1 protein-coding gene is annotated in these 513 nt (G+C 68.0%); it reads left to right on the top strand.

Features of this window, described 5'->3' with window-relative positions:
- Positions 1 to 486, top strand: a 486-nt coding sequence (locus tag AC1DY5_RS58305) for a disulfide bond formation protein B (RefSeq protein WP_478123136.1), incomplete at its 5' end; no start/stop codon positions are given.
- Positions 487 to 513 lie beyond the last annotated feature (27 nt).

The raw sequence follows: 513 nt of genomic DNA, 5'->3' as shown, positions 1-513 counted from the left end.
GCATTGATCTGCCTGGCGTGCATCGCGATGCTCGCCTTCGGCCTGTACCTGCAGCATGTGGTCGGCCTCGAGCCGTGCCCGATGTGCGTCGTGCAGCGCTATGCGCTGCTGCTGGTGGCCATCTTCACGGGGCTTGGCGCGGCCAGCGGCGGTAAGGGGTTGCGGATCGTCGGCATCGTGCTGGCGCTGGTCGCTGCGCTGGGCGGCGCCTACACGGCGGCGAGCCAGAGCTGGCTCCAGTGGCACCCGCCCGAGGTCGTTTCGTGCGGGCGCGACATCTACGGAATGATCGAGACCTTTCCGCTGCAGCGCGCGCTGCCGATGATCTTCCGCGGCGCCGGCGACTGCTCGCAGATCGACTGGACCTTCCTCGGCCTGTCGATCGCCAATTGGTCCTTCATTGCCTTCACCGTCTTCACGGTGCTGCTGCTGGTCCTGCTGTTCCGCCGCGCGCCCGCCCGGTCCGACTTCAGAACCGCATTCTGACCCCCGCGGCCTGGGGCGAGCCTACAG

It is taken from the genome of Variovorax sp. P4_D9 (assembly GCF_056401695.1).
Note: the sequence above shows the minus strand (reverse complement) of the source record. Positions and strands in the feature narration are given on the sequence as shown.